Origin of the sequence: Methanobrevibacter sp. DSM 116169, from assembly GCF_046197865.1 — an archaeon.
Taxonomy (GTDB): domain Archaea; phylum Methanobacteriota; class Methanobacteria; order Methanobacteriales; family Methanobacteriaceae; genus JAHKLT01.
In genome coordinates this window covers 1469691-1496317 of the sequence record NZ_CP166990.1, presented here as the reverse complement: position 1 = coordinate 1496317, position 26627 = coordinate 1469691, and the positions used below count along the sequence as shown (strand labels likewise).

Sequence of the window (26627 nt, the reverse complement as noted above, 5' to 3'; positions counted from 1 at the left end):
TTGTATGCTGTTTTAGGCACGTGTTCATTTGATAAATTTGCCTGAGTATTATATTTCATTTTATCATATTCGTTATATTTTTAATATTTTTTAAAAAAAATATTAGTTAAAAAATTAATCCATAGTAATTATTTTAAGATTATCTGGTTTTTTAACAATATTCATAGATTTAAAAGCCACAAGATTCTTAACACCTTTTAAAGATGAAATATCGACTAATCTTTGACTAATAATTCCATCAAAAATTACTGTTTCAGCACTTTCATCCATAGCTTTTAATTCATCATAGATTTCTTCAACTTTAACTTCTTTAGTAACATTTAATGCTTGATCAAGTAAAGTTCCAGTTCCACTACCTTCAATTTCTTTTAGCATATCTTTCATTAAAGCAGTTTCATCATCTTCGATTTCTACTTCTTCTGTAGGAACAGGTTCTATTTCTATTTCTACTGGTTTTTCTTTTTTATTATATTTTGGTTTTCTATTTTGTTTGACTGGTGTGTCATCTTTTTTAGTATCTTTGATAGCTGCTGAAATTTCTGTATTGTTTGCTAAAAATTGTTCTGTAGGAACTTTATCTCTTAAAGCTATGAAAATTTCTTCTTTTTCTAAATCTTCAACTTCTTTACCTTTTGGAGCACGAGTAATATAATCGATATCTCCAATTTGTAAGAGTTCTTTTAAAATTAATTCCCCACCACGATCTCCATCTACAAATACTGTGGTAGTTCTTTTTTTACTTAAATTACCAATAGCTTGAGGTACATTAACTCCTTCAACAGCTACAGTATTTTTTATTCCATATTTTAATAAGTTTAAAACATCAGAACGACCTTCAACAACAATAATTGCATCAGAAGTATGTATATTTGGTCCTGCAGGTAATTTTTCATCTCCATATTCAGAGATTTCATGTACTCTCATGGATTCTCTTACTTCTTCAATCATTTTCATGTTTGCTGGAGTAACAGTTTCCATCATACCTTTATAAATTTCTTTGGCACGATTAACAACTTGTTGTCTTTTGACTGCTCTTACATCTTCTACATGTGTTGTTTTTATTTTAGCTTCACATGGACCTACTCTGTTTATTGTTTCAAGAGATGCTGCAAGTATAGCGGTTTCAATTCTATCTAAACTTGAAGGTATTACTATTTCTCCTTTTGCTCGTCCACTGTTTGCATGTATAATTACTTGTATTCTGCCAATTCTTCCAGTTCTTTGTAATTCTCTTAAATCTAAATCGTTACTTAAAAGTCCTTCAGTTTGTCCAAAAACAGCTCCAACTACATCAGGTTTTTCAACGATTCCATTAGCATTAATTTCAGCATAAATAAGATATTTAGTTGTAGTTAATTCTTCTCCTTTTCCCATTTTTAAGCCTCCTAAGCTTAACTATTAAGGGATAATTTATTTTTCTAAAAATATTATTTTTAGGCAATTTATTAGTATATTAGAATAATTTGCATAAATTATACGATAATCATTTCTACCCTAAAAAGGGCACTTTAATTCAAAAAGAGCTTCTAGATTTAATATAAGAACAATGTTGCTTTTTTAAAATAGCTTGTGATTCCATTCACGTAATATAATATTTAATGTAATAATTCTTCCTTTATAACAGCTATTTTTCATTTAATATTCTTTTTCACCATTTGTTCTTTAAATTAATTAATAAAATTGAAGTAATTAATAAAATAATAATCTTAAACTCTGATTCTACAGTATTTTTTATAAAAATACCTTGTGGTATTATTTGATTTTAATAATATAAATAGATAACATATCAAAATTTATAGTGACTGTCAATTTGTTAGTTGGGTTTTTCGGTTTTTTATCCAATTTTTTATTCTGTGTTTTATTTGTGTCATGAGGCCTATTTCTGTTCTAAATTTCTTTTTGTATGATTTAGGCATTATGTTGCCAATATAATTTTCTGTTTTATTATTTGTTTGGCATGCTTTTGTTTTATGTTCTTTTTTGAGGAAAACTAAGAATTTTTTATAAATGGGCATGAAATTATTTTTCAAATAATCTCCTAATATCTCTGGAAATTCAGGCAATTTTTCTTTTATTTCTTCTATAAATTCTAATGCTTCACCATATGTTTTAAATTGGAATAGTTGCCAGAACCATTGTTTATATTCGTTTATTTCCTTTTTAATAGTTTTTAATTTTTCATCTACAAGTTCATCTATTTCTGTTTTTGACATTTCAGGATCATTGTTTTTTAATTCTTTTATGTATTTGTTTTTTGCTTTATTGTAAAAAGTAGTTAAATTTTTATTTATGTTTAAATTTAAATGAAAAGTACAGTATTGGTGATCAAAACCTAATTGACGCATTATATTATCATATTCTTTTTTTAAATCTGTTACAATGAATTTTCTTTTGTGTGGAGGTATATTTTTATCAATAAAATTTTTAATGAATTTTTTGCTTAAATTATCAGTTAATTCCTCTGCAATAGGAACATTATTGATTAAATCGAATATTACGCATCTATATTGCCATTTTTTATTAATTTTAACCCATTGCTCATCATATCCATAATAGTTAGATAATTCAACATCAGTATTTATGTAATATAAATTAGAATTTAATATTAATGATTTTCTAACTGTTTCATGAGAAATTTTAATGTTATTAAATGTTTTATGATTTTTTGACAGATTTCTTAATGATACACGTTCTAATGACATAGTTTCTTTAGATTTATTTAATGTATTATTAGAAAAATTACAATAAGGATCATATTCATCTTGAAATTCTGTTTGAGAAATTTTACCGCATTTTTTACATAAATACTTTTGAACAAAAATATGATTTTCATCACCATCAACTGAAATCAACATTTTAGAATTAAAACCATGTTTAATCAGATCACGAGAGAAACAATGCTTACAAAAACTATTATTATAAGCATAATAACGACTATCATTCGTATAAACACTTCTATCAACACTAAATTTACTTTGTTTTTCACGTTTTTCCAATCCTGGAAAGCAAAATTTATATTGAACATCAGACAAATTACTAATTGGAGAGCATATTTTTTCGAGGTACATACTTAATAATATGTTTCTCCGCCTATATAAACTTTTTTAAGCTTATTTTTAAAAAAAACACGTGCACAAAGCACAAAAATCAAAAAAAAATAAAGAAATTATAAAAATAATAATTTTTGATAAAAAAACCCAACTAACAAATTGACAGTCACAATTTATAATCCATAAAAACATATGTAATATTATATTTATTTTGGTGATTTCATGAATGATAAATTTTCCCCTAATCCTCTAATTAATAAAAAACACAAAGAAACTTTTATAAAAAACTTATCAATAGATAATATTAAGTTAAATAATGTTACTATTGATGATTTAAACTTAAAATCTGATGAAAGCAACTTTAAAGAATATTATACTTTAAAGTTTCTACTAGACAATGTTTCATCATGCCAATTTTCTGATGCATATTTAAAAATAGCTAAAAAATCACCAGCTATTTATAATTTAGATTCTATTAATAATCAAAAAACATATGGTAAAATTTTTACTTGTAAAACAAACCATGATGATTGGGGAACATCAGCAATAGCTATTGATAAAATTGATGCTGGAAATATTTTATTTATATTAGTTGATAGTGATGAATCAGCTATTTGGGGAGAAATCGCATCACTTGCAGCTATTGAAAAAGGTGTTAAAGCATGTGCAATTTATGGATCTTGTAGAGATGTGGATGTCTTATATGATTTAGAATTTCCAATTTTTGCATTAAATAATGTTTCAAATGCAGGATCTCCTTTAGGTTTAGGAGAATTTAATGATTTTATTAATGTTGATGGAAGAAAAATAGCTAATAATGACTTTTTCTTTGGAGATGAAAATGGTGTTGTAGTTATTGAGAAAACTTTGTTTAAAGATGTTATTTTTGAAACACTTAATATAAAACTTAAAGAATCTGAGTATATTTCAATGGTCAACCAAGGCATTTCATTAAGTCAAATTACTAATTTGAAGTAGATTTGCCTTTTAATTTAAATAGTAAATTATTTAAATATTGAAGATTTTTTATATAAATAGTTACCGAAACATTTATATATAATAACTAAGATATTATTGTATGTAATATATAATTTTTTTATTTGATTGATTTTATGAAATTTTTAGGAAACAGTATGCATATTGCCAATTCAGGCAAACTAATTGTTAAATCTTCATTAGTTCCAAATCCTGGTACTCTTGTTTTAAATAGCAATAAAAAAAAGATTGGAAAAGTTAATAACGTTTTTGGTCCAACTAAAAATCCTTATGTATCTATAAACTTATATAGGTCAGTTGATACTGATGAAATCAAAAAAAATTATGGAGAGAAAATTTTCATATCAAAAAATAATAAAAAAAGATTCAATAAAAGGGGGAATAAACCACGAAGAAAAAGGTAAAAGAACAGGATTCTAAATCTGGAAAATCTGTTCAAAAAGAAAGATTGTCTGCAGATGTCTTAGAAAGTGATAAACAAACTCATTGTCCAGAATGTGGTTCTGAAAACTTAATTGGAGATTATGAGAGAGCAGAAGTAGTTTGTGGTAGCTGTGGTTTAGTTATTGATGAAAATCTTGTAGATATGGGTCCTGAATGGAGAGCGTTTGATCACGAACAAAGAGATAAACGTACAAGAGTAGGTGCTCCTATTACTTACACTATTCACGATAAAGGTCTTAGTACTATGATTGATTGGAGGAATAAAGATATTTATGGTAGAGATATTCCTGCAAGAAACAGAGCTCAATGGTATAGGCTAAGAAAATGGCAAAGAAAAATTAGGATTTCTGGTGCAACAGAACGTAATTTAGCATTTGCTTTAAGTGAATTAGACAGAGATTCTTCAAGATTAGGCCTTCCTAGAAGTGTTAGGGAAGCTGCTTCTATAGTATACAGAAGTGCTGTTGATAACAAACTTATTCGTGGACGTAGTATTGAAGGTGTTGTTGCAGCTTCATTATATGCAGCATGTAGACGTTGTAATGTTCCACGTACATTAGATGAAATAGCTGAAGTTTCAAGAGTAAGTAAAAAAGAAGTAGGTAGGACTTATAGATTTTTAACTCGTGAGTTAAATATTAAATTACCTCCAACATCACCTGTTGATTATGTTCCAAGATTTGCTAGTGAACTTGACTTATCAGGAGAAGTTCAATCTAGAGCAATTGAAATTATTGAAAAAGCTATGGAAAAAGGATTAACTTCAGGTAGAGGACCTACTGGTGTAGCAGCAGCTGCATTATATATTGCTTCAGTTTTACTTGGTGAGAGAAAAACACAAAGGGATGTTGCAGACATTGCAGGTGTTACAGAAGTAACTATCAGAAACAGATATAAAGAACTCACAGAACAACTTGAGATGGGAGTAACTTTATAATTTTTTAGAATATTTTTCAATACGGTATATTAATTCATTTAATATATCGTCATTATTTGTTTTTTTAACTGTATTTAACTTATTTTGATATTTTTCTAAATTATTTAAGAAATCACTAATTTTTTCAGAATTTATTTTTTTATGATATTCACCATAACCAAGCTTATTAACATAGAATCCATTTAATACTTGTTCAAAATTTCCAATAGCTGGAACACTATAAATAGGTTTTTTAAGACAAATAGCTTCACTAATAAAAGTAAATCCTCCATTGCAAATTACAGCTTTTGCATTTTGGAAATCTTTAAAGAAACTATCTTCATTAAATTCTTTAAATATTAAATTACCATTAATTTCATTTTTATTAAAACCATAAACAATAAATTTTTCATCAAGATCTTTTAATTTCTCTACTAATTTAATACTTGAGTCACTTGTTTGATAGACAAGAATATGATCTTTAATTTCAGGTTCTAATTTTAAAATTTCTTCTCGTAAAACTGGAGGATAAATAATAGCTTTTTTTCCAGGTTTTACTTTAGGATAAAAAAAACTAGTTAATATATGAATTTTTGGTCTTATAATATAAGCTTTTATAACTCCTTTAGCTTTTAACATATCTGCTTGATGTTTAGGAGGGTAATCTATTTTTGTTTGTGTTATCATATGGATATTATCTAAACTTATAAGTGGAACATTAATTAATTTACTTAAAATACTGGAGTAATTTTCAAAATCAGAAATTATAATATCAGGTTTATGTTTCCTTGATTGTTTATATAATATATCATAACCTTCTTTAAGATTTGTTGGATTATCTTTTACTGCTTCAAATAATGTTTTTCTATTTTTTACATGATTATTTTCATAAACAGTATTAAATCCTCCAATTTCAAATACATTATTGAATTTTTTATTTAAATATTTATAAGCTCTATCACTTGTGAAGATGTAAATGTTATATTTTTCTTTTAAACGATCTATTAAAACAGCACTTCTAATAGCATGACCCATTCCTTCTCCACAAACTCCATAAAAAACTGTTTTTTTATTGGATTTTTCTTTTTCTAAATCAGATTTACTGGTGATATTTTGAACATTGATTTTAGTTTTTTTACTTTTCTTTTTCTTTGTTTTTTTGTTTATATGACTTGATTTTTCAGCTATTTCTTCTAATTCTTCTTTATCAAGTGCTATCATAGGCCCATGACCAAAACCATAATTAATATCTTCTGCACTTGTTTTTTTCCCTCTAAAATCATTTACAGTACTTTTTCCATATTGTAAAATAAGTGTATATAATCCTTCTTCTTCAAGTCTACGTGTTGAAACCCTGATTTTCGGATTTCTTAATACTCTAAATTCTTCTATTTTAGCTAATCTTTCAATATAATCAGTATCTTCACCAAAATTTAAACTTTCATCAAATCCCCCACAAGCATCATGTAATTCTTTTTTGGAAATTATTCCATAACAACCTGCTCCATGAGGTTTAATCTTTTCAGAAGCTATCATAAACCAATTAGCTAAATTATGAAGAATTTTATCTTCTCTTTTCTCAGATAAAGGTTCCATTTGTGTGATACCAATACCTATGTTTGCTGATGTAAACTCATCAACTAATTTTAAAAGATAATCATATGTAAGTTGTAAATCAGAATCTAAAAATAAAAGAAATTCTCCTTCAGCTACTTTTGCACCATTATTCCTACCTACTCCAGGCAATCCTCCTTCAACTACTTTACATCCATAAGAATTAGCTATTTCAACAGTTTTATCTATTGAATTAGCATCAGCTATGATAATTTCATAATCTTCATAGCGTTGTTTTTTAATACTTTCAAGTAGTATTGGAAGATATTCTTCTTCATTATAAGTAGGAATAATAATGCTAAGCTTCATGTTATCTTTAATTTAATTTTTTACTATATATATTTATATATCAGAAATATGAAAATCCATTCCACGACATCGTCATATAATCTGCTTTTTCTTTTACTTCTAAGGCAATACGATTTAATAATACCATTTCATTATAATTTGGAGATATTATAAGTTCTGTATTATTTTCACTTTCAATAATTTTCAATGTTTTATATTCACTTGAAAAATCAATATTTTCTTCTAAATTTTTTATATTTACATCATAATATTCTGTATTAGCTCCAATAATTGTTATTGAAAGTCTTAAGAAAATTATGATTATTACAACAAGATAAGGTAAAAATCTATTTAAAAAATATCTAAAACATTTTTTTGAAACTAAATATTTTTCATATTTTGGAGGAATTCCTTTGGTTTTATTTCTTTTTAATAGCTTCATTGCAACATAATTAAAATAATATTCATTTCTATATAATAATATCATTCCACAAAGACCTAAAATTGCTGGAACTGAAAATAAACCTCCATCTAATATTCCAATTAATGCACAAGTTCCAAAAAAACTTAATAAAGCAGTAATTAATAAGCTACGTTTTTGAAGAGATAAAATTAAATATATAAATATTATTGGGAAAAGTACTACCAGTAAAATAGCTATTTTTGGAATATATGGAAACAATGAATTTCCTAAATGAATGTTTGAAGAAACTAAACTATTAAATGTTGAATAAACAATTTCCCCAAGTACTGATTTATAGATATGTGAATGTAATATACTTGTACTTGTCATATCTGGTTTTAATGCTACAAAAACCGTATTTAAATCAATATTCATAGACATTCTTAAAACTACTTCTAAAGCAATACCAGAAATAGCTAAAATAAATGATAATATTATTACAATTTTTAAATAATAATTTATTTTATTTTTATTTATAAATTTTCTAGTAATAGCTATGTTATATAATTGAGATAAGATTAAACATAAGCCAAAAATCCCAAAAAATAGAACATCTTTTCCTTTAGATGATCCCATTAAAAATATATGTGTTATAGGTCTTATAATTCCATTTAAAGCATCACTAAAAAAAATAAACACTGCAAGTAATATTAATAATATTCCAACAACTATTTTTCTATTAAATTTCATCTTAGTCTATTTATATATTTGATTAGATAAAAACTTTAATAATTAAATAAAGTTGTATGAGGTTTTTAAAATTTTTACTATTGAATATATAATTTCTTTAATTATAATTGGAATTCTTGCTGGTTTTTTATCAGGTCTTTTAGGTATTGGTGGAGGATTTTTATTTGTCCCATTTCAATATTTTTTATTACAATCAGCAGGAATTGATGATAGTATAGCTATTTTAATAGCTTTTGGAACAAGTTTAGCTATTATTGTACCAACGGCATTTACTGGTGCATATAGGCATAGTAAGAATACAGAAGGTATTATAAAACCAGGGGCTAAATTCGGAATATTCGGAATTTTAGGAGGATTTATTGGTGGTTTAGCTGCTAGTATGGCGGAATATGTGGTTTTAGAAAAAGCCTTTGGAATTTTTCTTCTTATAATAGCTATTTATGATTTAATTACATTAAATAAATCTTTTAATTTTAATTTTAAATTAAATAATTATTTAACTATTATTATTGGTTTAATTATTGGCTTTTTATCTGGTCTTTTAGGTATTGGAGGAGGAATATTTTTAATAGTTATTTTAAATTTATTACTTGGTTATTCAATGAAAAAATCTATTGGAATATCTTCTATATTTATTTGTTTTACAGCTATTGGTGGTATGGCTTCATATATTTTAACAGGTTTAGATGTAAATATTCTACCTTATTCTATTGGATATATAAATTTAATTCACTTATTTGTAATTTGTCTATTTTCTATTCCTTTTGCATATATGGGAGCTAAAATTTCAGATAAAGTTGATGATAAAAAATTAAAATTAGTATTTTTAATTGCAATATTATATATTTCACTAAAAATGATAGGAATATTACCTTAACCTATTCTAACACCAGTGCCTTTAGCTACAACTTGATAACTATCTCCACCAAAACCAACAGAATCATATTCTATTGATAAGTTTAAGATACAATTACAACCATCTTTTTTTGCATCTTCTGATAAATTTAATAATGCTTGATCTTTAGCTTTTTGAAGATTATGTAAAACTTTTTTTTCTTTTCCTTTAAAATCTACAGAAACAATATGCATATCTTTTGGAAAAATCGTTTTTCCTTCATATACTCCAATATATTTTGTAACATCAGTTAATAAATCTTCAGAACTTATAAATAATATTCCTAAATCATTTATATCAATATTACTAATGTTTTCATCATATTCAATACCTTTTTTTAATTTATGAGTAATTGGTTTTCCAGTTAAATCATAATAAAGCAGTGAAAACTTATAATATAAATAATCTGTAATTTTTTTAAAAAATCCAAAAGCATATGAAATAATTCCAATTATAACTACAAGTAAAAAATAATTAATTAAAGTAGGTAGTGCAGCTTGTAATATAACAACAATACTAAGACCAGTTATAATATTTATTCCAAGTGTAGAATTAGCTATAATAAAACCATAGATAACTGTTACTAAAAATAAAATAAAAGCACTAATTGCACCTATGCTTTCACCTATAATTTTATTTGACAAGTAAGTCTCCACATAACCTGCAACTAATGGAGCAAAAATTAAACCTAGATTCCATCCAAAAATATCAATTCCAAAATATAAAAAAAGAAAATAAGTTAAAAGTCCAGATATTGTTCCAAGAGAAATACACAAACCTGCTTCTCTAAGATAGGTTAATCTTTCTTTTGGAATATCTAATTTCATAATATCTATTTATAAGTAATAGCTGTACCATAGGCAGTTACAAGAATAGTATTTCCCATTGTTCCACCTAAATTATTATAAGAAATTTTAAGGCCTATAATAGCATTAGCATCTAATTCTTCAGCCTTCATTTTCATACTATCTAAGGCTAATTCTCTAGCTTTTTGAATTTCAACTTCATATCTTGAAGTTCTTCCACCAACAACATCACGGACTCCAGAAAACAAATCTTTGTATACATTAGATCCAATTAATGATTCTCCAGTTACAAGGCCATTATAACTAATTATCTGTTTATTTTCTAATGTATTAGTTGAAGAAAGTATCATTATATCAATTTAACTTAAAAAAGTCATATAAGCCCAAATACCTATGAAAATAAGTAATACTATGAATAATACTATTCTACTTTTTTGAGATTTATTAACTCTGTCATTATATACTTTTTCACAATCTGGAGAGCAAACTCTTTCTTTAAGTGGAATTGGTGCTCCACAAATAGGACAATGTTTATGTGATTCAATCATTTTTTCACCATTATTTATTTTATTAAATTATTTTTTTAAATATTAAAAAAACTTTTTGTTGTTTTTGTAATTTCAATAGCTAATTTATCAGCATCTATATTTTTATATTTACTAATTGTTTTTAATATATGGGGTAAATATTTTGGCTCATTTCTATTATTTTTTATCTTTTCATCAAAATTTTTAGGAATTAAAAAAGGAGCATCAGTTTCAATCATCATCTTTTCAGGTGGAATAATTCTAACAGCTTCTTGTAAAGATCTACCTCTTTTCATATCACAAACCCAACCTGTAACTCCAATATAACAACCTAAATCTAAGTAGTTTTTAACTTCTTCTTTAGTACCTGTAAAACAATGAATAACAGATTTTTGAGCCATATCAGGATATTCTTCTAAAATATTATATAAATCTTCATGAGCATCTCTTTCATGTAAAAACAAAGGCATATTTAATTTTTGAGCTAGTTGAACCTGTTTTTCAAACCATTTTCTTTGAATTCGAGGCTTTGAAAAATTTCTATTATAATCTAAGCCACATTCACCAATAGCTATTACTTGATCAAATGTAGATAATTCTTCAATCTGCTTTAATGTTTCTTCATTACAATCTTTAGCATTATGTGGGTGAACTCCTGCAGTTGAATATAATGTGTTCTGAAACTTTCCAGAATAATCTTTTGCTTCTTGACTGGATTTTATAGTAGTTCCAGTAATTATATACTTATTAACTCCTACTTTTTTACCATTTTTAATGATTTGCTCCCTATCTTTTTTAAAAGAAGGATGCATCAAGTTAATTCCAATATCAATAAGATTATCCATTTTTTCAAACAACCTAAATTATAAGAGTACCTATTTTTTCTCCATTAATTATTTTTTCAAGATTTTCTGGATTATAACCATTAGCTATAATTGTTTTAATAGAAGAACGTTTAATCATTTGAATAGCTGTCATATCAAAAAATTCATAAGTTCCTGCTTTAGTATCTTTTCCTTGAATAAAGCTTAACATTTCATCAGCTGTAATTTCACTAATTAATTTAGCATCTTCAAATTTATTAGGATCTTTATCATACATTCCATCAACAGATGTTAAATTAACTAAAATATCTGCATTAACATATTCTGCAAGTATTGCTGATACAGCATCTGTACTATGAGCTGGTTCTGTTCCACCCATCACTATTATTTTTCCTGTAGCTGAATATTCTAAAGCTTCTTGGAAGTTGTGAGGAACTTTTTGATAAGCATGAGATCCTAAAGCTATTGAAAGCAATTTAGCATTAATTCTTGTGACTTCTATTCCAATATCATCACAAATAGCTTCTCCTCCATTTAATCCTCTAACAATATTTATATATTCTCTTGCAGGGACACCTCCTCCTACTACAACAAATATTTCATGTTCAGCATATAAATTTTCTAAAATTTCTCTATATTCTTGAAATTTTTTAGAATCATAATTATTTAAAAGTACGGATCCTCCGATTGCAACAACTATTCTCATTTTGACACCTTACATTAATTTATATTATTTAAAGAATAAAAGTATTTCTTAATTTATAAAATATTTTTTAATTTCCTCAGATTTTTTAGTAAAATATATTAATCACTGTTTATTTATATATAATTATAGAAAAATATTTGCAAAACTAAGTAAATATTTGAGGAGTTTTTAAAATGTCTAATAAAAAGTTAACAACTAATGAAGGTGAACCTGTTTATAATGATCAGGCATCTATTACAACAGGAAGTAAAGAAGGATATACATTGCTTCAAGATTCTCATTTACTTGAAAAATTAGCTCATTTTTCAAGAGAAAGGATTCCTGAGAGAGTTGTTCATGCAAAAGGTGCAGGGGCATTTGGTTATTTTGAAGTTACACATGACCTTTCAAAATATACTCGAGCAAAGTTTTTAGAAAAAATAGGTAAAAAAACAGAAGTTTTAGCTAGATTTTCCACTGTTGGTGGAGAAAGAGGATCAGCCGATTCTGCAAGAGATCCAAGAGGATTTGCACTTAAGTTTTACACTGAAGAGGGTAATTATGATTTAGTAGGAAATAATATACCAATATTTTTCATTCGAGATGCTATAAAATTTCCCGATTTTATCCATACTCAAAAAAGAAATCCTATTACTAATTTACCAGATCCTAATGCGTTTTGGGATTTCATGTCACTTACTCCGGAATCATTACATCAAGCAACCTTCTTATTTACAGATCGTGGAACACCACAAGATTTTAGACATATGGACGGTTTTTCAAGTCATACTTATCTGTGGTATACTGAAGATGAAGAATATGTATGGGTTAAATATCATTTTAAAACCACACTTGGAAATAAAACATTAACTGCTGAAGAGGCTGAAAAATTAGCTGGTGAAAATCCAAATCATGCAACTGAAGATTTATATGTTTCAATTCAAAATGGTGAATATCCTCAGTGGGATGTTTATGTTCAAATAATGACAAATGAAGAAGCTATGGAATATGAATTTGATCCATTTGATATTACCAAAGTATGGTATCATGGAGATTATCCTTTAATTCCACTTGGAAAATTGGTTTTAAATAAAAATCCAACTAATTTCTTTAATCAAATTGAACAAGCTGCTTTCTCACCATCTCATTTTGTTCCTGGAATTGGACCTTCTCCTGATAAATTACTTCAAGGAAGATTATTTGCATATGAAGATGCACATAGGTATAGATTAGGTATTAATCATAGTCAAATTCCTGTTAATCATGCTAAAAATGCTGAAATTTCTACAAATCAAAGAGATGGGTACATGAATATGGACGAAGAAAATCCATATCCAAATTATTATCCGAGTACTTTGGGAGGCCCAAAACCTGATATATCATTTAAACCTCCAGTATTTGAATTAGATGCTGTACTTGATAGACATACTCGTCCAACAGAAGATGTTGATTTTGTTCAAGTTGGAGAATTTTATAGAAGAGTTTTAGATGATAAGAATAAGAATAACCTTATTTCAAATATTTTAGGACATATTTCTAATGCAAATGAAAATCTTCAATATAGACAATGTGCTTTATTTTATAAAGCAGATGTTGATTATGGAACAAGAGTAGCTGAAGGATTAAAACTTGATTTTAGTAAAGTCAAAGAATTAGCTGAAATGTCACAAGAAGACAGAGTAAAAGCAACCTTAAATTAGATGAAAAAGAAAATTTATTTAGGTTTAGGGTTTTCTTTTGTGGGTATTGGTTTTATTGGAATAATACTACCAATTTTACCTACAACTCCTTTTATTTTAGCTGCAGCTTTCTTCTTCTCAAGAAGTTCTAAAAAAGCTGATGATTGGCTTAAAAAGAATAAATATTTTGGAAGCTATATTGAAAATTATAGGAATAAGGTAGGAGTACCACCTGAAGTTAAAAGAAATAGCATAATATTTGTTTGTTTAATGATTTCAATATCTATTATTTTTGTAGATACTTTTTACATAAGAATTTTACTACTAGCTATAGCTATTATAGTTACATGCCATATTTTACTTTTAAAAACTAAAAAATAATTTTTTTTGCTTTAAAAATCTCATTTTTCAAAAATCTTTATTTATAATAAATAATATAGTTATATATTATTATTTATGAAATCTCATTTTTACTAATTTTATTGTTATTGGAGAATATTATGTCATCAGATATATCATCAAAAGAATTATATGAATTTAAAAAAACATTAAAAGAGCTATCAGAAAAGAAAGGTAGGGGAACAGAGCTTGTTTCAGTTTATATTCCTCCTGATAAACAACTAAGTGATGTTGGAAAACACATGAGGGATGAACTTGGACAAAGTGCTAACATAAAAAGTAAACAAACTAAAAAAAATGTTCAATCAGCTATTGAAGTTATCTTGCAAAGAATCCGTTTATTTAAAAAACCACCAGCTAATGGGCTGGTTTTATTTGTAGGTATGATTCCAAAAGGTGGTCCTGGTACAGAAAAAATGGAAACTTATGTTTTTGAACCTCCTGAGCCGATTCAAACATATTGGTATCAATGTAATAATGAATTCTTTTTAGAACCATTAGAATACATGATCGAAGTTAAAGAAACATATGGGATAGCAGTTATTGATAGAAAAGAAGCTACAATAGCTACATTAAGAGGAAAACGTATAGATATTTTAACTCATTTAACTAGTGGTGTTCCAGGTAAGCATAAAGCAGGTGGTCAATCTCAGAGAAGATTTGATCGTGTAATTGATTTAGCTGCACATGAATTTAAAAAAAGAATTGGAGAGCATATGAATGATGCTTTCTTAGATATGGAAGATTTAACTGGAGTTATTATTGGTGGACCAGGTCACACTAAAGAAGAATTTGTTCAAGGAGATTATCTTAACTATGAAATAAAAGATAAAATCATTACTACTGTTGATACATCTTATACTGGTGAATTTGGTATTAGAGAAGTAATTGATAAATCTTCTGATTTATTAGAAGAATTAGATGTAATGAAAGAGAAAAAAATTGTCCAATCCTTTTTACAAGAACTTATTAAAGAAGATGGTCTAGCTTCTTATGGTGAGGCTGAAGTTAGAAATAATCTATTAATTGGTGCAGTTGACACTCTTTTATTATCTGAAGATTTACTTCTTACAAGGAAAACATTAAGATGTGCTAATTGTTCTCATGAAAAACAAATTACAATAGATCCAAAATCTGATGTAAATGAATCTTGTGAGAAATGTAATGAAAAAATGAAAGAAACAGATTCAAAAACATTGATTGAAGATTTTGTTGAACTTGCAGAAGAAGTAGGTTCAGATGTTGAGTTTATTTCAACAGAAACAGAAGAAGGTATGCAGCTATTTAAAGCCTTTGGAGGCATTGCAGCTATCTTAAGATATAAAGTTAATTAAAATTAATTTTTTAAGTGTGTTTCGTTTTTTCGAAACCCACTATTATTTTCATATGTTCCATTAATTTTATAGGATTTTGGATGTTTATCATGGAAACTAAATGGGTTATGTTTTCTTTTATCTTTTCTTTTAGTTCCATATACTGGCATTTTAGATTCACATCTAATTAGATTTAATATTTCCATAAATGTATCTTTGTCAATATTATATTTAATAAAGTATTTTTTATATAATCCATATTTGCTTTCTTTTCTACAAAGATAATCTCTTTTTATTTCTTTGTAGTGTTGTGGTAGAATGTTGATTTCACCATCATCAATAATATCAATATTTTTTTTATACATTTTTAATCACTTACCTAACTTTTTTTATTAAAACCTTGGAAATTTTTTGAAATAATTCATTTTTTTTAATCAGTTTGTATATTTTTTCAGAAATTATTAGATTTATTACTAGTTTTTGTGATAATTTTCAGGCTTTATTTCATGTCTGTATATTAAATAATTCTTTTTATGTAACTTCATACTATAATTTGTAAGTTAACGTATATAAAGGAATAGGTAATTTTTAAAACTATAAACAATGTTCAATATTTCCTGTGAAAAATTAATATATTGATTTATTGAGTATATTTATTCAAAAAATTATTAATGAAATTAAAATTTATAAAAAAATAAGTAAAAAAAGTAAAAAAATTAATATATTAAAGTAATTAACCAAGCCTAGTTACTTTAACAAGTGATTCAATAGGAACACTATCAATTTCAGATAGTCCTGCTTTATCAATTAAAACTGTTACAACAATAGGGTCTCCACCATTTTCTTTAACTGAATGAATTACTTCTTTAACAGTATTTCCACTTGTAATAACATCATCAACAATAACTACTTTTTTCCCATTTACAGAACCAAAATTGCCACTTATAGCACCTTCACCACTATCACTTTTTTTATCCTTTCTATGTTTATTTGGGTGAAAAACAGCTAATGAAGTTCTATTTTCAGATACTTCGTCTAAAAAATCAGCCATCATTGTTGCAAAAGGAACTCCACTAACAGCTATTCCTACTACAACATCAGCTTCTCCATGTGATAATGCAATATCACTTAATGCACCTGAAACAAATTTTAAACGTGTTGAGTTTCCACCTAAATTTTCCCAGTTAATTGCAAAGTCCAGAGGTGCATCATTTTTTTCTTCAGTTGTTTTTTGTAAAGTTAACCATCTTGCTGTATCAATAGATACATTCAGCTCGTCAGCTATCTCTCCAGTTGTAAAACCATGAGATCTTAAATCTTGAGCTTTATTTATTAATTCTTTTTTCATATAATCACCTATAAGTTAATTATATTTCATCAAAATTTATTGGTCTTTCTTCTTTTGATGATTTTTGAGCAGCTATAACCATTTTAAGAGCATTCAAACCATCTTCACCAGTGATAGTAGGTTCTTCATTATTAGCTACGGAATTTAAAAATGAACTTAATTCTTCTTTTAATGGTTCTTCATGTTTTACTTCAATGTCTTGAGCAAATTTACCATGAACATCAATACTCTGTTCAATATAATCTACAGAAATAATGCCATCGGTTCCAGTAATTTCAATTTCTCTTCTTTTATACGGAGTAAGCCAGTTTACTTCAAGTATTCCAGTAATACCATATTTAAAATTTACCATTATTTCTGCATGGTCTTCATATCCACATTTTTCTAAAATACTACCCATTGTTGCATAAATTTGATTTACATCTTCATCAAAAAGATAGTACATTACGTCTAAATCATGAATAGCTAAATCAATAGCTACTCCAACATCTTTAATTCTAGGAGGAAATGGCCCAACTCTTTTTGCAGATGCAGATACAACATCTCCAATAACATCGTTTTCAATTAATTCTTTAGCTTTTTGTACTGCAGGATTAAATCTTTCAACATGTCCTGTTCCAAGAATAACTCCTTTTTCTTTTGCAGCAGCTATCATTTCTTCAGCTTCTTCAACAGTAAATGCAATTGGTTTTTCTACTAAAACATGTTTTCCATGTTTAATAGCTTCCATAACTACATTATGATGGTGAGTTGTAGGTACACAAACACTTACAACATCAATTTCAGGGTCTTTTAATAAATCTTCATAATCATTATATCCTTTTGCATCATATTTTTTACATACTTTATTTAAAGTTTGTTCACTCACATCAGAAACAGCAATTAAATTAGCATTTTCTAATCTATAATAAACACGAGCATGGTTATAACCCATTGCACCTACACCAATAACACCAACATTTATACTTTCCATACTGATTTCTCCTTTAATTAAATATAATCTTTAAATATTTTTCCAACTTTTTGACCTAGCTTTTCTCCTTCTTTTATAGGTCCTTTAACATTTTCTTCTTTTAATATTTCTCCATTCTGAGTTAATAATATTGCATAAAGATTCAATTCATTATTTTTTATTGTAGCTATTGAACCAATTGGCCATTGACAACCAACACCTAATTCTTTAAGAACTGTTTTTTCAGCTAAAACAGAATAATAAGATCTATCATCATTTAATTTAGATATTATATCTTTCTTTTTAGAGTCTTTTCTTGTAATAATAGCTAGTGCACCTTGACCTGCTGCAGGTGTAATGTAATCCAGTGGAAATATTGTTTTAATATTTTCTTCTAAATTTAACCTTTTAATGCCTGCTTGAGCCATAATTGTAGCATCTACTTCATTATCTTTAATTTTGTTTATTCGAGTTTCAATATTTCCACGAATAGGTTTAAGTTCAAATTCTTTATTATAATGATTACAAAAAGCTTCTCTTCTTAAACTACTAGTTCCAAGACTTGAACCAGGTCCTAATTCTTCCCAAGTTTTATTTGAAATGAGAACTTCGTTAGGGGATTCTCTTTGAGGAACTGCAACTATTTTAAGATCTTCATCTAAATCAGTTGGAACATCTTTTAAACTGTGAACTGCTAAATCGACTTCTTCTTCAAGAACAGCTTTATCTAATTCTTTCGTAAAAAGACCTTTAGAATCCATATCATATAATTGAGAAGTAGTAATCTTATCTCCTTTAGTTTTAATGATATTCAATTCTACTTTAGATTTTGTTAGCTTAGATAAATCTTTTGCAGTTGTATTACTTTGGACAAGTGCTAATTCGCTTCCTCTAGTTCCAATAATCAATTATTTCGCTCCATTTTTTAAAATGTTTTAAATCAATAATATTATTTTTTATGGATTTAATTTATTTAGTAAGTATAGTTTATTTTTAATTATTAATATAAATTTTTAATTTTTATTTGTATTTAAAATTTTTCCTTATTTTATTTTTAATTTTAATCTTTTTTTCATCTATTTTTTTTAAGAAAAAATTTTTATCTAATTTGTAATAGTTTTTAATGAAAATTTCAAATTTTAATAAAACTCATCTTTTTGATAAATCTTTATAATTTGACCTGTAAATAAATAAGATATTTTTATTATTTTGAGTAGCTATTTTTTGAGCTTCTTTATAATCATCAACAAAATCTATTTTATTATTTATTTTATTTTGAAGACTTCTTCCAAGTTCTCCAGTTAAAATAAGATTATACTTATCATTATTTGATAAATTATCTAAGTATTTTGCTAGTTTTTCTTCATCAATTTCTTCACAAGTAATGCCATAGCTTCCACCAATAATGATGTAATAATTTTCAATATCTTGTAACATATCTATTGATGCTTTAATTGACTTTGTATTAAGGCCAGGATTTATTTCTTCTATGATATGATTTTTATCAAGTTGTTTAATTGAACTTCTACCTTTTAAACCTTTAAAACTAGTTAATCCTTCAATAATCTCTTTTTTACTAATATTCAATGTTAGAGATGTAGTAATTGCTCCTAAAATGTTTTGTAAATGGTGAGGGCCAAGTGCAAATGTTTCAATTTCTATTTTACCAGTTAATAGATCTTTATTTTTAGTAATTATACTATTATATTCAATTTTAAGTATTGTTTTATCTAAACTATATTTAACATCTTTTAAAACAAGATTAGCTTTTGAATTTTCAGGATTTATTGAAAAGGTATTTATTTTATCTTTATATTCTTCACTTTCTTTTTGATAAAATTTATTTAATGTTTCTTCTTCAATGACTACAAGTTTACAATTAAAAATTTGTTTTTTAGCATTACTTGCATCTTTTTTAGCATTAGCTATTTTATAATTTTCAATAATATTAGTTAGAAGTCCCACATCACCAATTCCACATGTTCCTAAAGAATTTTCAAAAATAGATATATTATAATCTATATCATCAGACTTTTCTTTTATACTACAAGGAGGATTTTTAATCTTTTCTGCAAGATCAATTGTTTCTAAGATATTTGCAGGCGTAATACTAATATTTTCTTTAAGCTTATATTTAGTTTCATTTTTAAATATAAATGCTCCTAAACTACTTAAAAGTAAAGTATTATGTTTTTTAAGTATTTCATTTAAAATAAATCCAGAACTAGTTTTACCTTTAACTCCTGTTATTTCAATTATATCTAAATTATTGTGTTTTTTTAAAAAATCATTTAAAATAAATTTAACAGCTTCATGATGGGTCATAAATCTGTAAGTGTTTTTATTATTGTTAATTTCTTTAATTATTTCTTCATTTGTAAGAGGTAAATGTATTGGAGAAATAACTAATATATTACCTTCTAAATCTTTTAAATTATCAATTAGTTTAACATTTAAGCTATTTAATAAATCTTTATCTTTTTTTTGAGCTGTTTTATATATATCATATATGTAAACATCTTTAAAAGCTTTTAATTTACTTATTTTACTAGCAAGTTTAACTCCACCATGAGTCAAATCTATTATTAAACATTTATTCCCAGCATTCGTGTTCACTACTGAGCCCGCCTTCTTTTAATTTATCTTTAACTTTTTTATAGAAATATTTGCTACTAGTTCTTATAAAATGGACTTTTTTCTTAGATTTTCTAAATTTAATTTCTTCTAAATATTCAGCTTCTTCATTTATTTGACCATCCATTACAAAAATAGCTTTTTTACCTTTTTTAAGCAATTTGATTTTAATTTCACTATTATCTGATACAATAAATGGTCTGACTCCTAATTTAAATGGGCAAATTGGAATTATAATAAATCCTCCAACTTTAGGATCTAATATAGGTCCTCCTGCAGACATTGAATATGCTGTAGAACCACTTGGTGTTGAAATAATTAATCCATCTGCTCTAAATTCTTCTACTACTTCGTCATCTACTTGAACTTCAAAATGAAGCATTTTTGCAGTTTGTTCTGTCATTATTACTACTTCATTAAGTGCATAATAACGTTGATCTTCATAGGAGACTCTAAGTTGTGTTCTCTTTTCAATATAATAATTTCCTTTAATAACAGTTTTTAAAGCTTTGAATGTGTCTTTAATTTCAATTTCTGTTAAAAAACCAACAGTACCTAAATTAATACCAAAAATTGGAATTTCTTGAGTCATTTTACTTTGTGTTCTAAGTAAAGTACCATCTCCTCCTAAAATAATGGCCATATCACAGTCAAATTTATCTAATTTAGCAGAATATTCTTTAAAATCAATATCAAATTTTAAATCATCAATATATTCTTCAATTTCAGGAGATTCTAATTTAGTTCTATGTAATATATAATTTAATTTAGGGTTATTTTTTAATTCTTGTAATTTAAGAGCTAAGCTAGTTTCAATTTCTATATCAATTCCATTTTTAAATAAAAAATCAATTATCTTTATAGAAAATAATATTGATTTATAATCATCAACTCTACTTACAATTCCTATTTTAGCAATAATTTCTTTTTCATTATCATTTATAATGTCAATTATTTGCTCATGCAAATATTCATTACCAGCAGCTACTACAATTGCCTTCTCATGAATACTAAGTTTATTGTTTAGTTTTTCTCCATAATTATTAGTAATAATTGCTCCACATTCTTCTACAATCAATTTTGATGCAGCAATATCAATGATTCTACTACCTCTTAAATCTAGGAATGCATCATATTTTCCACTTCCTACATATGAAAGTTCTAATACGACAGAACCTAAAACTCTCATTCTTCTTGCTGTATCGATTAATTTTGAAGCTGCAACAGTACTATTTTTTGTAAATCCTCCAATTGAAATATTACTTATTCTTGTTTCTTCACTTGGTTTTGTTGTTTTACCATTTAACCAAGCTCCTTCACCTTTTCTAGCTTCAAAATAATTTCCATTAGTAAAATTTTTAATAAAACCTAATTTCACATCATCTAATGTTGCCATTCTTCCTTCTGGAGTTTCAGCTACAGCTACAGAAATACCATATGATGGAATCTCTTTTATAGCATTACTTGTACCATCAAGAGGATCTACTAAAAATATGAGTTTTGGTAATTCAGAATAATCAGTATTTTCTCTTGATAAAGCTTCATAAATATTAATTTGTTCTTCTTTTCCTTTTCCTATAATCAATTCACCTATTTCTTCACTAATTAAGAAAAAATTTTCATTTTGCCTTTTTAAAATATCAATTACAATATTTTCAGCTATTATATCAATATATGATGTAGGAGTACCATCTGCACCTATTTTAACAATATCTCCAGATTCCTTTTTACCAATATGCTTAGCTATTTCCTTTTCAACTGCTTCTATAATTTCATTAGAAATTTTTGTTGCAAGTTTTTTATATGATTCTTTCATTAAAATCACTTCTTAATCTAAATATATTACAGCAGAAACAACACAACCAATTTTTTCTACAATGTGACTTTCTTCTTTAACGATTATTTCTTTTATTGTTTCATTTCTTTTTTTCATCATATATTTTACCATATTTACAGATTCTTCTATGACTTTATCTGTGTCTTTGTTTATTCCAGAATTTTCAACAACACAACCTAGATTTTCCCCTAATGCAATAGCTATTGATGATGTGATTTTTTCTCCAGGATTATTTGAGCTTATTGTTGATAATACACAGTTTATCATAGATCCTGCTTTTAAATTAGGTAAATCTACAATTTCTGTATCTTTTTCTAGCATACTTGAAACTTTTATGAGATTTACATCTCCTACTCCAGCTTTTAACAATGCATTATCAAATGCATTAAGTTTACTTGGTCCTTCATCTTTTCCTGAAACAATAGCTATTTTCATTTTATCACTGTTTATAATATTGTTTTTAAATGCTATATATTTTTTTGAATTTTTTTTTTATTGATTTTTTACTTGAACTTATTTAATTGCTTTTTAACTGTAAAATTTACATTTAAATGTATTATTTTTTAAAACAATAATTTTATATCCATTTATAAGAGATAATTTAAATATTTTATTAGTTTTATTAAATTTAAGGAGGTTAAATATTGTAAAATGAAAATTAAATCAAAATGGGCTTATGATAAAGAAAAAGTAATAAATTATAATGGAAAAGATATTTATGGAGTTAGTGAAAATTTAAAAGATCAAAAAGCTTTTGTTGAAGAATATGGTATTTTAAAAGAGGATTTGACATTAAAAGAACAATATTTTTTAGAAATGTATACACAAGATGGGCATGTTCATATAAACACATATCTTAGAACTTTAAAAGATAAAAAACTACAAGAAAATCATTGGAATAATTTGGCTGATAATTATTTTAAAAAAAGAGTATAAGTTTGGATGAAGCATTAAATATTGGAAAAACATTATTTAAAAAAGGAAAAGTTTTAAAAGAAGATATTGTTCTTGTAAGGAGAGAAAAGACACAATCTTTAAAAAAATATAGTGAAAATGATGTTTATGAGTATTTAAGCTATTTGTCATTTACTATTTCTAAAAATCTTAAACCAGAAATATATGGTGAATATTTGAACCTTATTTTAGTTTCAAAAGGCACAAAAATACTTTTAATTGAAAATATCACTCAAATTGAACAAGAATTTGAAGTTTTATTTGATATTGGAACAAGGCTGGAATTTCTAGGTCAAGATGGAGAATTGTTGTTAAAATGGAAATTTGTTGTTAAAAATAAGAAAAAACTTAAATAATTAAATACCTATAATATTCTTACATAAATATGGAGGTAATTTTATGATTTCACATCATTTAAGCCCAAATAATAATTATATTAAAAATTTATCAAAAGAAGAAATTGATAAAATAGTTAATCTTAATGAACCTATTCCTAATATTATTAAATCTTTTCTTAAAGATAATATTCCTTATTTTAGGGAAAAAAGAGATGCAGTTTTAACTGAAAAACTTATTGATCAAGAAAGATCTGAAAGAGCTTATTCTTTTGATATGCCTTCTTTAGTATCTGCTGAGTATCGTAATCTTTTAGCTTTAAATTTTATTAATAAACACCCTGAATATAGGCCTTTTATTAAGGAAATTATTTATATTAAAAAGTTAGATGAAGATGAATTAACTTCTTTTTGATTTTTTTTTGGAAAGTGAAACTTATGATTTTACATCATTTAAAGCCTAATGATAATTATGTTAAAAATTTATCAAAAGAAGAAATTGATGAAATAGTTAATCTTAATGAACCTCTTCCTAATATTATAAAATATATTCTTAAAAAGAATATTCCTTATTTTAAGGAAAAAAGAGAGGATGTATTGACTGAAGAAATTATTAATCAAGAAAAATATGAGATGACTAATTCTTATGATATGCCTCCTTTAGTAGCTGCTGAGTATCGTAATCTTCTAGCTTTAAATTTTGTTGATAGACATCCTAAATATAAATCTTTCATTGAATCGATTATTGATACAAGATCAGCTGAAAAAAATTATTATTGGGGACAATTTTATGAGGTTACATTATTTAATTCCTGATAATTATTATATTAAAAATTTATCTAGAAAAAAAGTTGATGAAATAATTAATCTTAATGAACCTATTCCTAATCTTATCAAATCTTTTCTTAAAGACAATATTCCTTATTTTGAATATAAAAGAGATGATGTGTTAACTGAAGAGATTATTAATAAAGAAAAGATTGAAGAGATTCATGCATTGAATATGCCTTCTTTTGTAGCTTTTGAATATCATAATTTGTTAGTTTTCGAGTTTATTGATATGCATCCTGAATATAAACCATTTATTAAAGAAGTTATTGATGTTAAGGATTTAAAAAAAGAAGTATCATTAGAATAATTTTATTTTTTTTATTTAATATTTTATAGCTATTTTTTATAAACTTTCAATAAGATTTATATAAAAGACAATTTAAAATATTATTAATCTAATTAATTATTATAGATTTATAAAAAAAACTTTTTTTAATCTTATTTATATTGGAGGAAAAATTAATGTCAACAAAAGTTGCTGAGATAAAAACTTTAAAAGTAGGAAAATATATTGTATTAAATGATGAAGCTTGTAAAATTACTAGTTTAACAACATCATCTCCTGGAAAGCATGGTGCTGCTAAAGCAAGACTTGAAGCTGTTGGAATTTTTGATAATCAAAAAAGAAGTATTGTTAAACCTGTGGATACTAAAGTAGATATTCCAATTATTGATAAAAGAGTTGGACAAGTTATATCTATCCAAGGTGCTAATGTTCAATTAATGGATATGGAAAGTTATGATACATTAGAATTACCTATTCCTGATGAATTAAAAGATCAAATTACTGAAGGTGTTGAAGTAGATTATATTCAAGCTTTAGGTAATATGAAAATTATGAGAATAAAATAATTATTCTTAATCCTTTCTTTTTTTATGCTTTTTAATACTTATGAACCTTGGAAATTTGCATTTTCAAAAAGTATTGATGATTTAAACGAAGTTCAAGAAAATTCTTGGGGAATTATTGGGGTTCCTTTTGATAGTACTTCATCATATCATGCTGGTTCAAAATTTGGCCCAATGACAATTAGAGAAGCCTCATTCGGCTTTGAAAAATATAATACTATTTTTAATAAAAATCTTGATAATGATTTTTATGATTTTGGAGATTTAAATACAATTCCTGGTAATTGTTTAAAAACATGTGAAAATCTAGAAGATGCTGTTTTAGAACTTGCAGATTATAATCTAAAACCATTAATTATCGGTGGAGAACACAGTATTACTTATGGTGCTGTTAAAGGAGTTCTTAATAAACATAAAGATTTAACTGTAATTCATTTAGATGCTCATAGAGATTTGAAAAATGAATATATTGGTGAAAAGTATTCTCATGGTACAGTTTTAAGAAGAGTTCATGAATTAGGTATTAAAGAACTTATACAAATTGGAATCAGATCAAGTGCTAGAGAAGAAGAAATTTATTTAAATTCACATGAAAATATTTATAATTACTTTGCTAATACATTTAAAAGAAATACTAATAATGTTCCAAATAAAATAGCTAGTATTAAAGGTCCAATTTATTTAACTATTGATTTAGATGTTTTAGACCCTGCATATGCTCCAATGGTTTCAAATCCAACACCTACTGGAATTACTCCTCAGGATATTGAATTAATTTTTACTGAACTAATTGGAAAAAACATTGTAGGTTTTGATATTGTAGAAGCTGCATCTAAAGAACTTGGAAATACTACTTCTATTACTGCTTCTAAAATTATACATGATTTTTTAACTTTATTTTGATTATTTTTTTTAACAAAATACAATTTTCTTTTAATAATACATATGGCATTATTTTTTAGGTTGTACTTTTTCTGTATATGTTGTCATTTTAATCGTCTACTTCTTTAAGTCTACTCTCTTTTACTAATTCATCTGTAATGCTGACAACTAATTCTAAATTAAGTTCTAAATCTTCTGCAACTTCAGAAAGAAATGCTTTACCATTTTCTTTATAGTAATTTAATATTGCTTTTTATGTAGTTTTATAATTTTTCATGGTTTTATATTTCAATTGTTTATTTTTTTTATTAGTTAATTACAGATGATTATTTGTATTAAATAGTATATGAAATCTTATGTTTTATTTAAAGACAAATTTACATTAAAAAAACAATATTTTAAGACAAAAGCAATTA

Annotated in this window: 30 protein-coding genes; 14 read left to right on the top strand and 16 right to left on the bottom strand. The window is 25.8% G+C overall.

Annotation, left to right across the window (positions count from 1 at the left end; genetic code table 11):
• Positions 1 to 114 precede the first annotated feature (114 nt).
• Together dnaG and ACA134_RS07200 are read right to left on the bottom strand one after the other, a co-directional pair.
• The gene (gene dnaG / locus ACA134_RS07205) at positions 115 to 1374 is read right to left on the bottom strand and encodes a DNA primase DnaG (RefSeq protein WP_409199745.1); all 1260 of its coding nucleotides are present in this window, start codon (positions 1372 to 1374) and stop codon (positions 115 to 117) included.
• 431 nt (positions 1375 to 1805) lie between these two features.
• Positions 1806 to 3068 carry a hypothetical protein gene (locus tag ACA134_RS07200; RefSeq protein WP_409199744.1) on the bottom strand — a complete coding sequence of 421 codons (1263 nt, stop codon included), beginning with the start codon at positions 3066 to 3068 and terminating at the stop codon, positions 1806 to 1808.
• A 204-nt stretch (positions 3069 to 3272) separates the two neighbouring features.
• Here ACA134_RS07200 and ACA134_RS07195 point away from each other — a divergent pair, with 204 nt between their 5' ends.
• The 3 genes from ACA134_RS07195 (at position 3273) to ACA134_RS07185 (ending at position 5427) form a co-directional block, all read left to right on the top strand.
• Positions 3273 to 4028: an RraA family protein gene (locus ACA134_RS07195; RefSeq protein ID WP_409199743.1), complete on the top strand. Its 756-nt coding sequence runs from the start codon at positions 3273 to 3275 to the stop codon at positions 4026 to 4028.
• A 155-nt stretch (positions 4029 to 4183) separates the two neighbouring features.
• Positions 4184 to 4450 carry a Gar1/Naf1 family protein gene (locus ACA134_RS07190; protein ID WP_409199742.1) on the top strand — a complete coding sequence of 89 codons (267 nt, stop codon included), beginning with the start codon at positions 4184 to 4186 and terminating at the stop codon, positions 4448 to 4450.
• Positions 4451 to 4494: 44 nt separating this feature from the next.
• Positions 4495 to 5427: a transcription initiation factor IIB gene (locus tag ACA134_RS07185; RefSeq protein ID WP_409199741.1), complete on the top strand. Its 933-nt coding sequence runs from the start codon at positions 4495 to 4497 to the stop codon at positions 5425 to 5427.
• On the opposite strand, the gene ACA134_RS07180 is transcribed toward ACA134_RS07185, so the two are convergent.
• Positions 5422 to 7329, bottom strand: coding sequence for an MJ1255/VC2487 family glycosyltransferase (locus ACA134_RS07180; RefSeq protein ID WP_409199740.1), 1908 nt, complete (start codon positions 7327 to 7329; stop codon positions 5422 to 5424). The two genes, ACA134_RS07185 and ACA134_RS07180, sit on opposite strands and share 6 nt — an antisense overlap.
• A gap of 40 nt (positions 7330 to 7369) precedes the next feature.
• On the bottom strand, positions 7370 to 8461 hold the full coding sequence (locus ACA134_RS07175) for a hypothetical protein (protein ID WP_409199739.1): 1092 nt from the start codon (positions 8459 to 8461) through the stop codon (positions 7370 to 7372).
• A gap of 52 nt (positions 8462 to 8513) precedes the next feature.
• Here ACA134_RS07175 and ACA134_RS07170 point away from each other — a divergent pair, with 52 nt between their 5' ends.
• Entirely contained in the window at positions 8514 to 9338 is an 825-nt protein-coding gene (locus ACA134_RS07170) for a sulfite exporter TauE/SafE family protein (RefSeq protein WP_409199738.1), read from the top strand.
• Here ACA134_RS07170 and ACA134_RS07165 read toward each other — a convergent pair.
• From ACA134_RS07165 to pyrH, 5 genes are read right to left on the bottom strand one after another with little or no spacing between them, the layout of a single operon-like run.
• A complete protein-coding gene (locus tag ACA134_RS07165; protein ID WP_409199737.1) occupies positions 9335 to 10183 on the bottom strand; it encodes a heavy metal-binding domain-containing protein in 849 nt (282 codons plus the stop codon). The genes ACA134_RS07170 and ACA134_RS07165 overlap by 4 nt on opposite strands.
• 5 nt (positions 10184 to 10188) lie before the next feature.
• The gene (locus ACA134_RS07160) at positions 10189 to 10512 is read right to left on the bottom strand and encodes a heavy metal-binding domain-containing protein (RefSeq protein WP_409199736.1); all 324 of its coding nucleotides are present in this window, start codon (positions 10510 to 10512) and stop codon (positions 10189 to 10191) included.
• Positions 10513 to 10521: 9 nt separating this feature from the next.
• Positions 10522 to 10710: a DUF2116 family Zn-ribbon domain-containing protein gene (locus tag ACA134_RS07155; protein ID WP_409199735.1), complete on the bottom strand. Its 189-nt coding sequence runs from the start codon at positions 10708 to 10710 to the stop codon at positions 10522 to 10524.
• Between the two features lie 35 nt (positions 10711 to 10745).
• Positions 10746 to 11534, bottom strand: coding sequence for a TatD family hydrolase (locus ACA134_RS07150; protein WP_409199734.1), 789 nt, complete (start codon positions 11532 to 11534; stop codon positions 10746 to 10748).
• A 13-nt stretch (positions 11535 to 11547) separates the two neighbouring features.
• A complete protein-coding gene (pyrH, locus tag ACA134_RS07145) occupies positions 11548 to 12219 on the bottom strand; it encodes a UMP kinase (RefSeq protein WP_409199733.1) in 672 nt (223 codons plus the stop codon).
• Between the two features lie 173 nt (positions 12220 to 12392).
• Here pyrH and ACA134_RS07140 point away from each other — a divergent pair, with 173 nt between their 5' ends.
• From ACA134_RS07140 to prf1, 3 genes are all read left to right on the top strand, one after another.
• A complete protein-coding gene (locus tag ACA134_RS07140) occupies positions 12393 to 13898 on the top strand; it encodes a catalase (protein WP_409199732.1) in 1506 nt (501 codons plus the stop codon).
• Positions 13899 to 14258, top strand: coding sequence for a YbaN family protein (locus ACA134_RS07135; RefSeq protein WP_409199731.1), 360 nt, complete (start codon positions 13899 to 13901; stop codon positions 14256 to 14258).
• Between the two features lie 119 nt (positions 14259 to 14377).
• Positions 14378 to 15610, top strand: a complete 1233-nt coding sequence (prf1, locus tag ACA134_RS07130; RefSeq protein WP_409199730.1) for a peptide chain release factor aRF-1 — start codon at positions 14378 to 14380, stop codon at positions 15608 to 15610.
• 2 nt (positions 15611 to 15612) lie between these two features.
• On the opposite strand, the gene ACA134_RS07125 is transcribed toward prf1, so the two are convergent.
• The 7 genes from ACA134_RS07125 to ACA134_RS07095 all read right to left on the bottom strand — a co-directional run bounded on the left by ACA134_RS07125 (position 15613) and on the right by ACA134_RS07095 (position 22795).
• Positions 15613 to 15954, bottom strand: a complete 342-nt coding sequence (locus ACA134_RS07125) for a hypothetical protein (RefSeq protein WP_409199729.1) — start codon at positions 15952 to 15954, stop codon at positions 15613 to 15615.
• Positions 15955 to 16322: 368 nt separating this feature from the next.
• On the bottom strand, positions 16323 to 16937 hold the full coding sequence (locus ACA134_RS07120; RefSeq protein WP_409199728.1) for an orotate phosphoribosyltransferase-like protein: 615 nt from the start codon (positions 16935 to 16937) through the stop codon (positions 16323 to 16325).
• Between the two features lie 19 nt (positions 16938 to 16956).
• Complete coding sequence (locus tag ACA134_RS07115) at positions 16957 to 17910, bottom strand: Gfo/Idh/MocA family oxidoreductase (RefSeq protein ID WP_409199727.1); 954 nt, start codon at positions 17908 to 17910, stop codon at positions 16957 to 16959.
• A gap of 17 nt (positions 17911 to 17927) precedes the next feature.
• On the bottom strand, positions 17928 to 18797 hold the full coding sequence (gene hemC, locus ACA134_RS07110) for a hydroxymethylbilane synthase (protein ID WP_409199726.1): 870 nt from the start codon (positions 18795 to 18797) through the stop codon (positions 17928 to 17930).
• 241 nt (positions 18798 to 19038) lie between these two features.
• Positions 19039 to 20505, bottom strand: a complete 1467-nt coding sequence (gene cfbE, locus ACA134_RS07105) for a coenzyme F430 synthase (protein WP_409199725.1) — start codon at positions 20503 to 20505, stop codon at positions 19039 to 19041.
• Positions 20483 to 22339 (bottom strand): bifunctional NADP phosphatase/NAD kinase, encoded by a 1857-nt coding sequence (locus ACA134_RS07100; protein WP_409199724.1) that lies wholly within the window; start codon positions 22337 to 22339, stop codon positions 20483 to 20485. Before ACA134_RS07100 ends, cfbE begins: the two co-directional genes overlap by 23 nt.
• A 12-nt stretch (positions 22340 to 22351) precedes the next feature.
• Positions 22352 to 22795: a pyruvoyl-dependent arginine decarboxylase gene (locus ACA134_RS07095; RefSeq protein ID WP_409199723.1), complete on the bottom strand. Its 444-nt coding sequence runs from the start codon at positions 22793 to 22795 to the stop codon at positions 22352 to 22354.
• Between the two features lie 216 nt (positions 22796 to 23011).
• Between ACA134_RS07095 and ACA134_RS07090 the strand changes: the two genes are divergently transcribed.
• The 7 genes from ACA134_RS07090 to speB all read left to right on the top strand — a co-directional run bounded on the left by ACA134_RS07090 (position 23012) and on the right by speB (position 26232).
• Positions 23012 to 23296, top strand: a complete 285-nt coding sequence (locus ACA134_RS07090; RefSeq protein ID WP_409199722.1) for a hypothetical protein — start codon at positions 23012 to 23014, stop codon at positions 23294 to 23296.
• 2 nt (positions 23297 to 23298) lie between these two features.
• Positions 23299 to 23670, top strand: a complete 372-nt coding sequence (locus tag ACA134_RS07085; protein WP_409199721.1) for an ADP-ribosyltransferase — start codon at positions 23299 to 23301, stop codon at positions 23668 to 23670.
• A 43-nt stretch (positions 23671 to 23713) separates the two neighbouring features.
• On the top strand, positions 23714 to 24064 hold the full coding sequence (locus ACA134_RS07080) for a hypothetical protein (RefSeq protein WP_409199720.1): 351 nt from the start codon (positions 23714 to 23716) through the stop codon (positions 24062 to 24064).
• 23 nt (positions 24065 to 24087) lie between these two features.
• The gene (locus ACA134_RS07075; RefSeq protein WP_409199719.1) at positions 24088 to 24465 is read left to right on the top strand and encodes a hypothetical protein; all 378 of its coding nucleotides are present in this window, start codon (positions 24088 to 24090) and stop codon (positions 24463 to 24465) included.
• Positions 24440 to 24787 (top strand): hypothetical protein, encoded by a 348-nt coding sequence (locus tag ACA134_RS07070; protein ID WP_409199718.1) that lies wholly within the window; start codon positions 24440 to 24442, stop codon positions 24785 to 24787. The genes ACA134_RS07075 and ACA134_RS07070 overlap by 26 nt, the downstream gene beginning before the upstream one ends.
• A 155-nt stretch (positions 24788 to 24942) precedes the next feature.
• Positions 24943 to 25332, top strand: coding sequence for a translation initiation factor IF-5A (locus ACA134_RS07065; protein ID WP_409199717.1), 390 nt, complete (start codon positions 24943 to 24945; stop codon positions 25330 to 25332).
• A gap of 24 nt (positions 25333 to 25356) precedes the next feature.
• Positions 25357 to 26232, top strand: coding sequence for an agmatinase (gene speB / locus ACA134_RS07060; RefSeq protein WP_409199716.1), 876 nt, complete (start codon positions 25357 to 25359; stop codon positions 26230 to 26232).
• The last annotated feature ends 395 nt before the right edge of the window (positions 26233 to 26627 follow it).

Coding starts and splice junctions, on each gene's coding strand:
- dnaG (WP_409199745.1), bottom strand. CDS start 1,374: ATGGGAAAAGGAGAAGAATTAACTACAACTAAATATCTTATTTATGCT.
- ACA134_RS07200 (WP_409199744.1), bottom strand. CDS start 3,068: ATGTACCTCGAAAAAATATGCTCTCCAATTAGTAATTTGTCTGATGTT.
- ACA134_RS07195 (WP_409199743.1), top strand. CDS start 3,273: ATGAATGATAAATTTTCCCCTAATCCTCTAATTAATAAAAAACACAAA.
- ACA134_RS07190 (WP_409199742.1), top strand. CDS start 4,184: ATGCATATTGCCAATTCAGGCAAACTAATTGTTAAATCTTCATTAGTT.
- ACA134_RS07180 (WP_409199740.1), bottom strand. CDS start 7,329: ATGAAGCTTAGCATTATTATTCCTACTTATAATGAAGAAGAATATCTT.
- ACA134_RS07175 (WP_409199739.1), bottom strand. CDS start 8,461: ATGAAATTTAATAGAAAAATAGTTGTTGGAATATTATTAATATTACTT.
- ACA134_RS07165 (WP_409199737.1), bottom strand. CDS start 10,183: ATGAAATTAGATATTCCAAAAGAAAGATTAACCTATCTTAGAGAAGCA.
- ACA134_RS07160 (WP_409199736.1), bottom strand. CDS start 10,512: ATGATACTTTCTTCAACTAATACATTAGAAAATAAACAGATAATTAGT.
- ACA134_RS07155 (WP_409199735.1), bottom strand. CDS start 10,710: ATGATTGAATCACATAAACATTGTCCTATTTGTGGAGCACCAATTCCA.
- ACA134_RS07150 (WP_409199734.1), bottom strand. CDS start 11,534: ATGGATAATCTTATTGATATTGGAATTAACTTGATGCATCCTTCTTTT.
- pyrH (WP_409199733.1), bottom strand. CDS start 12,219: ATGAGAATAGTTGTTGCAATCGGAGGATCCGTACTTTTAAATAATTAT.
- ACA134_RS07140 (WP_409199732.1), top strand. CDS start 12,393: ATGTCTAATAAAAAGTTAACAACTAATGAAGGTGAACCTGTTTATAAT.
- ACA134_RS07135 (WP_409199731.1), top strand. CDS start 13,899: ATGAAAAAGAAAATTTATTTAGGTTTAGGGTTTTCTTTTGTGGGTATT.
- prf1 (WP_409199730.1), top strand. CDS start 14,378: ATGTCATCAGATATATCATCAAAAGAATTATATGAATTTAAAAAAACA.
- ACA134_RS07125 (WP_409199729.1), bottom strand. CDS start 15,954: ATGTATAAAAAAAATATTGATATTATTGATGATGGTGAAATCAACATT.
- ACA134_RS07120 (WP_409199728.1), bottom strand. CDS start 16,937: ATGAAAAAAGAATTAATAAATAAAGCTCAAGATTTAAGATCTCATGGT.
- ACA134_RS07115 (WP_409199727.1), bottom strand. CDS start 17,910: ATGGAAAGTATAAATGTTGGTGTTATTGGTGTAGGTGCAATGGGTTAT.
- ACA134_RS07100 (WP_409199724.1), bottom strand. CDS start 22,339: ATGAAAGAATCATATAAAAAACTTGCAACAAAAATTTCTAATGAAATT.
- ACA134_RS07095 (WP_409199723.1), bottom strand. CDS start 22,795: ATGAAAATAGCTATTGTTTCAGGAAAAGATGAAGGACCAAGTAAACTT.
- ACA134_RS07090 (WP_409199722.1), top strand. CDS start 23,012: ATGAAAATTAAATCAAAATGGGCTTATGATAAAGAAAAAGTAATAAAT.
- ACA134_RS07080 (WP_409199720.1), top strand. CDS start 23,714: ATGATTTCACATCATTTAAGCCCAAATAATAATTATATTAAAAATTTA.
- ACA134_RS07075 (WP_409199719.1), top strand. CDS start 24,088: ATGATTTTACATCATTTAAAGCCTAATGATAATTATGTTAAAAATTTA.
- ACA134_RS07070 (WP_409199718.1), top strand. CDS start 24,440: ATGAGGTTACATTATTTAATTCCTGATAATTATTATATTAAAAATTTA.
- ACA134_RS07065 (WP_409199717.1), top strand. CDS start 24,943: ATGTCAACAAAAGTTGCTGAGATAAAAACTTTAAAAGTAGGAAAATAT.
- speB (WP_409199716.1), top strand. CDS start 25,357: ATGCTTTTTAATACTTATGAACCTTGGAAATTTGCATTTTCAAAAAGT.